Raw genomic sequence first — 10,331 nt, forward strand, 5'->3', positions numbered from 1 at the left:
CCGATCGCGGCAAACGACTCTAGCTACTATCATAACCGTTGTTGCCCGGAATGCAAAAGGGGGCTGCCCCCCATGCGAGACAGCCCCGCTATTTCGATCACTGGACGCTCTCAGACGAAATTCGGCTGAGCAAGCGCGCACACGAATTCGTGCCGCCCCGATTGCACGCGAATTTCACCCGGACCTCTGCCTTCCTCCGCGACGACGGCCGCGGACGCGCTTTCCACACTAAGAAGCCGCCCCGGCAGCTCGACGGTGGCGCTGGCATTGACCGGCACGACGAGGCGAAGCCGGAACTCTTCCGCAGACAAGGTCCATTCGACTTCGATCAAGCCGTACAGCGATTCGAACGAGGCCTTCACCCGGCTCAGCCCGCCTCCCGGCCGCGGGCGGATCACGACGCGCTTAAAGCCCGGCTCGTCCGGATCGGCATCGATTCCCGCCATGCAGCGGAACATCCACTCGCCTACGGACCCCAAAGAATAGTGATTAAAGGAGTTCATCCCCGGATTTTGAAAGCCGTTGTGGGACGTCCATCCGTCCCAACGCTCCCAGATCGTCGTAGCCCCGTGCCGGATCGAATACATCCACGACGGAAACTGCTCCTGCTTCAGCAGACGATACGCGAGATCCGCGCGGCCGTTGTCGGTCAATACGGGCAGCAGGTAGCCCACGCCTAGGAAACCCGTGGACAGCCGATCGCCGCGCCCGCGGATATCGGCCTCCAGATGGTTGATCGCCGAACGGCGCTGCTTGCCGGCGAGCAGCCCGAACTGCAGGGCGAGCACGTAGACCGTCTGCGTCTCTCCCTTGATTTTTCCGTCTTCCGACACGTAGGCGTCGCGGAACGACGCCGCGATCTCGTCGAACAACGACTCGAAGCGCACCCGGTCTTCCTCGTTGCCGACAATGCCGGCAATGCGCGAGAACAAGCTCGTGCTATAGGCGAAATATGCCGTCGCCAGCACGCCTTTCGGCGTCTCCGCGTCGATCGACAGCCAATCGCCGTAGTTTGCGTAGTCCGGCCTCAAGCCTCGTTCGCTCCGCTCCTGCAAATAGACGATCCACCTTCTCATCGCTTCGTAATTCGTTTGCAGAATGCGCTCGTCGCCGTACATCAGATAGAGCGTCCAAGGGATAATGACGCCCGCGTCGCCCCAGCCGGCGTTATCCGGCGCGAACCAGCCGACGTCCGAGTTCCACATTTTGTGCCGAATCCATCCTGCGTCCGGAGCGACGTCGGTGAACGCCCCAGAAGGCTGCTGGCTGTCGGTCATATCCCGAATATACTTCGTAAAAAAGCGCGAGACGTCCCGGTTGTACGAAGCCGTTCGGGCGAAGATCTGCGCGTCTCCCGTCCAGCCCAATCTCTCGTCCCGCTGCGGACAGTCGGTAGGCACGGAGAAGAAGTTGCCCCGCTGGCTCCAAGTAATGTTGCGGTACAGTTGGTTGATCATTTCGTCGGACGTTTCCAGCTCTCCCGCCTCGGGTGTATCGGAATGGACGACTTTGCCCGACAGCGTCTCCGTCCCCGGCTCTCCCGGATAACCGATCAGCTCGACATACCGGAAGCCGTGAAACGTGAAATGAGGCTCGTACCGCTCCTCTCCCCGGCCGCTTAAAATATAGTGATCCTGTTGTACAGCGGCGCGAAGATTATCGAGATAGAGACTTCCGTCCGGATTGAGCATTTCCGCATAGCTTAGCGTGACTCTCGTGCCCGCTTCTCCGCTCACGCGAAGCTCCGCCCAGCCGACCATGTTTTGTCCCATATCGAATATGCACGTGCCCCGTTCCGTTCGTCGTACGGATACCGGAGCGATCGTCTGCGTCACCCGGATCGGCGGCTCGAGCGTCTCCGAGATCAGACCGTTGTAGCCCGGCCGAATGTCCGGCTCTTCCCACGCCGAATCGTCATAGCCCGCGGCATCCCAACCGTCGAGCTCGAGCCTGGCGTCGTATTCCTCCCCCTTGATCATGTCCGAATAGACGATAGGCCCGCGCGATGTGCGCCAGGACCGATCCGTTACGATCAGTTCCGAAGAGCCGTCCTCGTATTCGATCGCGATTTGAATTTGCACGAAGGGACGTTCGCCGTACACGCCCTTGCCCAGAAAACCGACGGTTCCCGCGTACCAGCCGTCGCCCACGACGATGCCGATGACGTTCTCTCCGCCGACCAGTTGATCCGTAATCTCATATGCCTGGGCTTGAACGCGCTTGTCGTAGTCGGTCCATCCGGGAGCGAACCGATCGCCGATTCGGGCTCCGTTCACCCTTATCTCGTACACGCCGAGCGCCATCGCATACGCCGTGGCGCGCCGCACGGGCTTGGCGACCGTCGTCGTTTTGCGGAAATACGGCGCAGGCTGAAAAGAGCGTTCCGGCTCCCGCTTGCGGCCGATCCACATTCCTTTCCACTCGGATCGATGAAGCAGCCCCATCGTCCAGGTCGAGACGCCGCTCCAGTCGGAAGGACGATCGTCCTGGTCCCAGACGCGCACTTTCCAGTACACGATCTGCCCGGAGCCGAGCGGCTTGCCTTCATACGCCATTTGAACAGACCGATCCGACTCCACCTTCCCGCTGTCCCACAAATCGACCTCCCCATCCAACCGTTCGGGAGAAGACGCCGCGACGATCCGGTAAGCCTTTTGCCGGCAGGCCGGCGTATCCGCTTCCATTTTCCAAAACAATCTCGGCCGCCCGACATGCAAGCCCTGCGGGTTCACCGCGTATTCCGTCAAGCACTGCGTGATTCTCATCAACTGGAAAACCTCCGTCTTCAGATCCGTTCGGCAAGACTGCGGCCGATCCGCGGCTCGCCAAACTTTTTAATATGACTTTAATAAGATCCATTGACGTTCATACTAGCACCCCCTCCTCGAACCTGTCAATCGGTTTCCTTTCGAGTCCGATAAAAAAACGCCAGAGCCAACGATAGGCTCTGACGTTCGTTGCCGGCACAAGCGCGCCGAATTTACAGGTCTGTCGGAATTGCTCCGACCTCGGTGCAGCGGAACTACTCCGGTCTTCCATACGTATCTCCCGCTATACCGTACGGGGTTCCTCTACGAACGAATTCGCCGATCCGCTTGGCGGCTTCCGCTAGAATCTCCTCTTCCTCGACCAAAGCCAATCTGACGAAGCCTTCCCCCCGTTCGCCGAACGCGTTGCCCGGTATGGAAGCCACGCCCGTGGCAGCAAGCAGGGATTGCGAGAAGCTTCGCGAAGTCCAACCTTCCGGTACGCGCGCCCACAGGAACATCGTCGCCTGCGGAGAAGGCACGTTCCAGCCTTGCTCGCGAAGCGCCCGGACGAATACGTCGCGACGGCGCTCGTACAAGCCCGCGATCGGCCTCGGCGCATTCATATCCATTTCCAGCGCCGCGATGCCCGCTTCCTGGGTGCCCAGGAAGACGCCGAAATCGATGTTGTTTTTCAAGTCGCGCAAGCTGGACAGCGCCTCCCGGTTGCCGACCGCGAAGCCGAGCCTTGTCCCGGCCAAATGGTAAGACTTGGACAGCGAGTGAAACTCGATGGCGACCTCGAACGCGCCCGGCACCTCAAGCACGCTCGGCGGACGCAAGCCGTCGAAAGCCATCTCGCTGTAGGCGTTGTCGTGAACGAGCAGCACGCCGTGCTTGCGCGCCGTATGTACGGCCCGCTCGAAGAACGCCAGATCGGCGGCGGCCGAGAGCGGGTTGCTCGGATAGTTCAAAATCATGAATTTGACTTTGTCCCAGACGGCTTGAGGCACCGCCTCGAAATCCGGCAAGTAGCCGTTCTCCTCCAACAGCGGGAGCGGAATCGGCTCGACGCCGGCTACGGCAAGCCCCGCTCCGTACACCGGGTATCCCGGGTCCGGCAGCAGCGCGGCGTCTCCCGGATCGGCAATCGCGAGCGGCAGATGCGCCAAGCCGTCCTGCGTGCCCATCAAAGCGACAATCTCGCTTCGCGGATCGAGCTCCACGCCGAATCTGCGGTCGAACCACTTCGCCACCGTTTGCCGGAACGCCCATGTGCCTTCCGTTCCCGGGTAGCGATACGTATCGGACCGCAGGCTTGCGTCCGCCAACGCGCGGCGAAGCTCCTCTTCCGGCGGCCGATCCGGACTTCCGATGTCGAGCGAGATAACGGACAGCCCTTTCTCCCGGGCTTCCCGCTTCCAGCCGGACACCTCAGCGAAAATCGCAGAGCCAAGCCTGTCCAGCTTCTGCGCGCGCACATTCAGCTTCTTCATCGCCCGTACCACGCCAGACCGAAATCCTGCTCCTTGAAGCCGATCGTCGTCTTGACGCCGTCAGAGACGATTGGACGTTTGATCAGCATGCCGTTGGACGAGAGCAAGCGAATTTTCTCTTCCTCGGACATCGAAGGAAGCTTATCCTTCAGCCCCATCTCCCGATAAACCTCTCCCGACGTGTTAAACCACTTGCCGATCGGCAGACCGCTGGACGCGATCAGCTTGCCCAACTCTTCCGGCGCAGGCGGCGTCTCGCGAATATCGTGCAATTCCAGCTCGTAACCGTGCTGCTTCAAAGCTTTAACCGCCGCCTTGCACGTGCTGCAAGTCGGCAGATGATATACTTTCAACGCTTTCGACACTTTAACTAACCCCTTCGCTTTAATCTTTCGTCAGCTTGCCGAGCTCCCGCTCCAGCAGCTTCATGTCCTCCGGAAGCGCCGCCTCCAGCCGCATCTCGTCCCCCGTCACCGGATGACGGAAACCCAGTCTGCAAGCGTGCAGCGCCTGCCTTCCGATGATGCCTTCCACTCTGCGCGCCAGCTCCGATTCGTTCCAGCGCTCCTCGGAATAGTAACTGTCCCCGATAATCGGACAGCCGATGTGCGTCATGTGAACGCGAATCTGATGCGTTCTGCCCGTTCCCAGCCGAATGTCGACGGAGCTGGCCTGGTCCCCGTACGTTTCGGCAACCCGATAAAACGTCAGGGACGGCGCTCCGTCCTCGCGAACGACGCGCCGATGCGGATCTTCCGTCTGCCTGCCGATCGGAGCATCGATTCTGCCTTCCGGCTCCGGCGGCCGCCCATAGACGAACGTGCGGTACTCCTTCACTACGGTGCCTTCCGCCATCTGCGCCGACAGCTGCTGCTGCGCAAGCGAATGCTTGGCAACGACGACAAGGCCGGACGTGTGCTCATCCAGACGGTGCACCGGCCGGAATCGGACCCGCTCGCCCTTCTCCTGCCAATAGTGCATCACGCCGTTGGCGAGCGTATTCAAGTAATGCCCCGTCGTCGGATGCACGATCAGCCCCGCCGGCTTGTTCAGCACGAGCAGATGCTCGTCTTCGAACACGATGTCGAGCTCCATCGGCTGCGGCAAAATCGTTTCCGAGCTTTCCGCTTCCATGCGAAGCGAGATGACGTCTCCTTCGGCCAGCTTGTGGTTCGGCCATACTTTCTGCCCGTTGACCGACAGTCCTTCTTCGGACGTCTTAAGCCGAACCATCAGCCTCCGCGAGATGCCGATCCGTTTGCGCAGCACGTCCCTTACGGTGCGCCCTTCGTCGCCGGCCTCCGCCACGAACTCGATCGGCTCGTAATATTCCGTCCGCTTGTTGTCATCTTCCATTAAGCTAAGACCTCCGCCGAAACACCGGGGCGCTGCGTTCGTATTCGACGTCCTGCACCTTCAACCGGACGTTGGCCGCTCTTGCAGCGGCAAAAAAGTAATCCGACAGACGATTCAAGTATTTGCGCACCTCGTCCGGGCATTCCTGCTCCCGGGACAGGGAGACGACTCTTCGCTCCGCGCGTCTGCAGACGGTTCTGCACACGTGAAGCAGAGCGGCCGGCTCGCTTCCTCCGGGCAGAATGAACTTTTCAAGCGGCGGATTATTTTCCTCCAGCTCGTCAATCCAGCGCTCCAGCCTTTCCGTCATCTCGGCCGATACTTTCAGCTTGCCGGGATCCGGCGAAGCATAACTCAGATCGGAGCCGCAATCGAACAGCTCGTGCTGAATGACCGTCAACTGTTCAAGCCGGTCGCTCCACTCTTCCGCCGGCAGCTTAGCGATGACCGCCGCTGTCTGTCCGACGAAGCTGTTCAACTCGTCGGTCGTACCGTATGCTTCCACTCTCAAGTCGTCTTTCTCGACCCGTGCGCCGATGACCGACGTTTTGCCCTCGTCACCGGTCCGCGTGTATATTTTCATTGCGGCTGCTCCTCTCCTTCATTCGATAACCTTTCAATTCCATGGCCATTCCCGCCGTCATCCGATAGACGGAACGGCTTGCCTGCAGCAGCTCCCGGTTCGCCTCCGCCAGACGCCGAGCGTATTCCAGCTCCCCCGGAGACGGATTCAACCCGGCCGCCGGCTCCTCCGTCACGACGATAATCCGGCCCTCGAACGCCAGTATCGCATCTATCGTTTCACGCCATCTAACCGCCTCGATCCCCGCGCCATCGATCTCCGTTCCCCGTCCCGGCTCCGCACCATTAACCTCAGTCGTTTGCTCCGCCTTAAAGCCCACACCCTTTCCCCGGCCGGCCGATCTCGCGAACGAAGCTCTGAGCCATCCTGACAAGCTGTCGACGACGACCACCCTCCGCTCCGCGCGGAAAAAGTTCGATTCCAGGTTGATCGCGTTGATTTTGCCCGGAAGCGTCTCATCCGCCTCCGACCTTGTCTTATAGAAACGACTTTCTCCGGTCTCACCAGGAACAATAGGCGGCTCCCCAAGCGGAAAAGAAGGACAAGACAAGCGAATGCCTTCGCGACCGACGGCGAGCCCAAGCTCGTCCGCGAAAGCGGATTTTCCGCAGCCGATGCCGCCGATCACGAGCCACAGCATCTTGCTTCCCCTCCTCCAATAGAAAAAAGAGGCCGGTGAGTTTCGTCACCGCGCCTGCTCCCTGCTCAAAAGAACGACTTTCATATATTCGTTGATCTTTCGATCCAATTGCCGGCTCAGCTCCATGACGGAATCGGCGACCAAGGAACGCTCCTGCAGGAAAGTATCGGTCATCACCTTCCGCAGACGGTCGATTTCTTCTGCCAACTCCGCTGCCGCTCGGCCCGAGTAATGAGAAATAATGGGTGCATCGGCTTGTAAAGACGACATTTTCTTGGATCTATGTTTTGCCGCAGCCATGTAACTCCCCCTTCTCATGTCGAAATAAAGACTCGGCGGGTCGAAAATCATGGTTATTATAGCAAAACACGATTAGTTTGAATATGACTTTTGTAAATTATTCATTTTTATTCCAAACTTCTAAGAAACAGGTGGATCCGTTCCATCGCTTCGGTCAACTGGGCGACGGAAGTCGCGTAGCAGCAGCGCAAGAAGCCTTCTCCGCCCTTGCCGAACACGTGGCCGGGGACGGCCGCTACTTTGCCTTCCAATAGAAGCTTCTCCGCGAACTGCTCGGACGTCAATCCGGTCGAGCGGATGGACGGGAACGCGTAGAATGCGCCCTGCGGCTCGTGGCACTCCAGTCCCATGTCGCGGAAGCCTTGCACGACAAGGCGCCGTCTCTGATTGTAAGACTCCATCATGCGGTCCTTCTCTTCGAGGCCGCCCTTGGTCAACGCCTCGAGCGCGGCCACCTGTCCCATCGTCGGCGCGCACATGATCGTGTACTGATGAATTTTGAGCATGGCGCTGATCAGATCGGGATGTCCGCAAGCGTAGCCCATCCGCCATCCCGTCATCGCGAACGCCTTGGAGAAGCCGCTTACGAGAATCGTCCGATCCTTCATGCCCGGCAACGACGCGAAGCTCGCGTGTTTGCCGTTAAACGTCAGCTCCGCATAGATTTCGTCGGAAATAACGATCAAATCGTGCTCCTCGACGATTTTGGCGATCGGCAGCATTTCCTCGTAGGTCATGATCGCCCCGGTCGGATTGCTCGGGTAACAGAGGACGAGAATCTTCGACTTGGGCGTGATCGCCGCGCGCAAGCTTTCCGGAGTCAGCTTGAACTGGTCTTCGGCGAACGTCTCAATGCCTACCGCCACGCCTCCGCTTAGGGAAGTGATCGGAGAATAGGAAATATAGCAAGGCTCGGGAACGAGAATTTCGTCGCCCGGCTCGATCAACGCCCGAAGCGCCAGATCGATGCCTTCGCTGCCTCCTACGGTGACGACCATTTCCTTGCCTGGATCATAGGTCAAGTTGAATTGATTGTATAAGTACTGTCCGATCGCTTCGCGCAGTTCCAGCATGCCCGCATTCGGGGAGTATTGCGTCTTGCCCTTCTCCAGCGAATATACCGCTGCATCCCTGACCCGCCAAGGCGTTACGAAATCCGGTTCCCCCACGCCGAGCGTAATGATGTCTTTGTCTTTGCTGGCGCTGACCAAATCGAAGAAGCGACGGATTCCGGAAGGCGGAATCTCGCGAGCGTGAGAGGCCAAATAACGCTGCATTCCATCGCTTCGCGAAGGATCGGCCAACGCGACTTTCGGCTTTTCCTCATCTTTAATCATCTGGGCATACTTCCTTTACGTTTACGTTGGACTGCGATTTATGGAGATACGAGCAAGCGATGATCGTCTTCGAACTCTTCGAAAATAATGCCGTCCTGCTTGTATTTCTTCAGAATAAAGAACGTTTTGGTGGAGATAACCGACTCGATCGTCGACAATTTGTTCGATACGAACGAAGCGACCTCCTTCAGGTTCTTGCCCTCGATCTCGACGAGCAGATCGAAAGCGCCGGACATCAAATAGACCGACTTCACTTCAGGGTATAAGTAAATGCGTTCAGCGATGTTCTCGAATCCGCGCCCTCTCTCCGGCGTGCACTCCACCTCGATCAGCGCCGTCACTTTCTCGTCGTCGACCTTGCTCCAGTTAACGACCGTCGCGTACTTGACGATGACGTGATCCTGCTCCATTTCCGCGATCGCCGCAGACACTTCTTCCTCGGCTGCCCCCAGCATCGTCGCGATCGTAGCGGCGGACAAGCGGGCGTCCTCCTTGAGCAAATCCAAGATGCTCAACTTCAATTCGTTCATCCTAATCCCTCCTGAATTACTCTTCATGATACATCAAAAACAGGCTGCATGGGTAGTGAAATCCAAGGAAGGTCTAAAAAATCCCCGCATCGGCAATTGAATTGCCGACCGGGGAGCGATGCAGGGATGGAACGTTACTGATAGGCAGGCGCCTGCGCGCCGTTCTGGGCGTTCATCGCGATGTTGGCTTGCGCCGCCTGCGTCTGCTGAACGAACTGCGTCGTCTTCTGCTGCGTCTGCTGGTACTCCTTCAACTGCTTGTCCAGTTCGGGCTTGATCGCGGGGGACGACGCGCTGTACATGTTATTTTGCTGCATAACCGTATACAGCTCTCCTTGCAGCTTAAGCGTATCGTCCAGAAGCTGCGTAAACATTTGCCGAACTTCCGGACATACCGACTCCGTAGCCGCCGTCGCGTATTCCCGGGTAACCCGTTTAAGATCGGAAAGAATCGTATAGCCCATATCCTCGTCAGGCAAAACCGCATTGTTGAACATCGTCGTAAACCCTCCTCCTAAGCTTGGGGCTGAGCCGGCGCAATTGCCTGGTGCTGCTGCAAACTGCTCAACAACGTGTTGTAGTGCTGGGTATGCACGTTAATCATGTGAGAGCACGTCTGCCTAAGCTGCGGATTCGTAATCGTCGCCGCTCCCACTGCGCACTGCTTGATCAACAAATCCTCGTTCGACATCGAATCGGCGATGTATTCCAACTCTTTTGCTGTGATGGCTTGCATGGACCCTCATACCTCCCAATCGTTCTTTGGCACATCAGACCATAGTCTGCCTAGAAGCCCTTCCTCCTATGCACCTTTCACCTCACCCGTTTCCTTCCCTCAGCCCGCAGCATCCCCCTCGTCTCCTCCGCTCATCGCCCCGTCCGCCTCACCCGCCCAGTGTCTCGTCCACCTTATCTTCTCATCGTCTTTGTCCGTCCTCCCCATCTCGTCCGCTTTCACCGCCCCCTCCCCTTTGCCTGTCCTACCTTGGATTGTCAACACGAAATCGGACAGATTTTATGAGGGCAACCGCCGAGCTTCAACAGGCGTCCGATAATCAAGTGTCCCGTGAATGCGGTGATGATTGAACCAGTGAACGTAATCATCAAGTTCCAGCTTCAGTTGTTGAAGATTTTGAAAATGTCGTTGGTTGAAAAACTCCGTCTTGAAAATCTTAAACGTTGCTTCGGCAACTGCATTATCGTGAGGGCAGCCTTTATTGCTCAGCGAGCGCTTAATTTCGAAGGTTTCCAGCGCCTCGGAAATGAGCTTGTTATCGAACTCACTCCCGCGATCGGTATGAAACATCTTGATGCGATCCAGACGCCCAGACACGCTTGCAAT

At 58.1% G+C, this 10,331-nt stretch carries 13 protein-coding genes; all 13 read right to left on the reverse strand.

From position 1 onward, the window contains the following. Nucleotides 1-110: 110 nt before the first annotated feature. On the reverse strand, nucleotides 111-2,765 hold the full coding sequence (locus tag B0G52_RS28815) for a glycoside hydrolase family 78 protein (protein WP_094049791.1): 2,655 nt from the start codon (nucleotides 2,763-2,765) through the stop codon (nucleotides 111-113). 257 nt (nucleotides 2,766-3,022) lie between these two features. Then, nucleotides 3,023-4,243, reverse strand: a complete 1,221-nt coding sequence (locus B0G52_RS28820) for an aminotransferase class I/II-fold pyridoxal phosphate-dependent enzyme (RefSeq protein ID WP_094049793.1) — start codon at nucleotides 4,241-4,243, stop codon at nucleotides 3,023-3,025. Beyond that, nucleotides 4,240-4,608, reverse strand: coding sequence for an arsenate reductase family protein (locus B0G52_RS28825; protein ID WP_094049795.1), 369 nt, complete (start codon nucleotides 4,606-4,608; stop codon nucleotides 4,240-4,242). The genes B0G52_RS28820 and B0G52_RS28825 overlap by 4 nt, the downstream gene beginning before the upstream one ends. Before the next feature lie 19 nt (nucleotides 4,609-4,627). Beyond that, on the reverse strand, nucleotides 4,628-5,599 hold the full coding sequence (locus B0G52_RS28830; RefSeq protein ID WP_094049797.1) for an RluA family pseudouridine synthase: 972 nt from the start codon (nucleotides 5,597-5,599) through the stop codon (nucleotides 4,628-4,630). A gap of 4 nt (nucleotides 5,600-5,603) precedes the next feature. Continuing rightward, nucleotides 5,604-6,182 carry a cob(I)yrinic acid a,c-diamide adenosyltransferase gene (locus tag B0G52_RS28835; protein WP_094049799.1) on the reverse strand — a complete coding sequence of 193 codons (579 nt, stop codon included), beginning with the start codon at nucleotides 6,180-6,182 and terminating at the stop codon, nucleotides 5,604-5,606. Next, on the reverse strand, nucleotides 6,157-6,822 hold the full coding sequence (locus B0G52_RS28840; RefSeq protein WP_094049801.1) for a P-loop NTPase family protein: 666 nt from the start codon (nucleotides 6,820-6,822) through the stop codon (nucleotides 6,157-6,159). Before B0G52_RS28840 ends, B0G52_RS28835 begins: the two co-directional genes overlap by 26 nt. A gap of 45 nt (nucleotides 6,823-6,867) precedes the next feature. Then, complete coding sequence (locus B0G52_RS28845; RefSeq protein ID WP_158223921.1) at nucleotides 6,868-7,122, reverse strand: aspartyl-phosphate phosphatase Spo0E family protein; 255 nt, start codon at nucleotides 7,120-7,122, stop codon at nucleotides 6,868-6,870. Between the two features lie 107 nt (nucleotides 7,123-7,229). Continuing rightward, complete coding sequence (locus B0G52_RS28850) at nucleotides 7,230-8,459, reverse strand: aminotransferase class I/II-fold pyridoxal phosphate-dependent enzyme (RefSeq protein WP_094049805.1); 1,230 nt, start codon at nucleotides 8,457-8,459, stop codon at nucleotides 7,230-7,232. Between the two features lie 38 nt (nucleotides 8,460-8,497). Then, nucleotides 8,498-8,989 carry an Lrp/AsnC family transcriptional regulator gene (locus B0G52_RS28855; RefSeq protein WP_094049807.1) on the reverse strand — a complete coding sequence of 164 codons (492 nt, stop codon included), beginning with the start codon at nucleotides 8,987-8,989 and terminating at the stop codon, nucleotides 8,498-8,500. Between the two features lie 134 nt (nucleotides 8,990-9,123). Then, the gene (locus B0G52_RS28860; RefSeq protein ID WP_094049808.1) at nucleotides 9,124-9,486 is read right to left on the reverse strand and encodes a spore coat protein; all 363 of its coding nucleotides are present in this window, start codon (nucleotides 9,484-9,486) and stop codon (nucleotides 9,124-9,126) included. Nucleotides 9,487-9,503: 17 nt separating this feature from the next. Further along, a complete protein-coding gene (locus B0G52_RS28865) occupies nucleotides 9,504-9,725 on the reverse strand; it encodes a hypothetical protein (protein ID WP_094049810.1) in 222 nt (73 codons plus the stop codon). 99 nt (nucleotides 9,726-9,824) lie between these two features. Next, the gene (locus B0G52_RS36515; RefSeq protein WP_255407518.1) at nucleotides 9,825-9,947 is read right to left on the reverse strand and encodes a hypothetical protein; all 123 of its coding nucleotides are present in this window, start codon (nucleotides 9,945-9,947) and stop codon (nucleotides 9,825-9,827) included. 57 nt (nucleotides 9,948-10,004) lie between these two features. Further along, a partial coding sequence (locus B0G52_RS28870) for an IS3 family transposase (protein ID WP_158223549.1) occupies nucleotides 10,005-10,331 on the reverse strand: 327 nt, incomplete at its 5' end.

The sequence above is a fragment of the Cohnella sp. SGD-V74 genome (assembly GCF_003001675.1).
Classification (GTDB): domain Bacteria; phylum Bacillota; class Bacilli; order Paenibacillales; family Paenibacillaceae; genus Cohnella.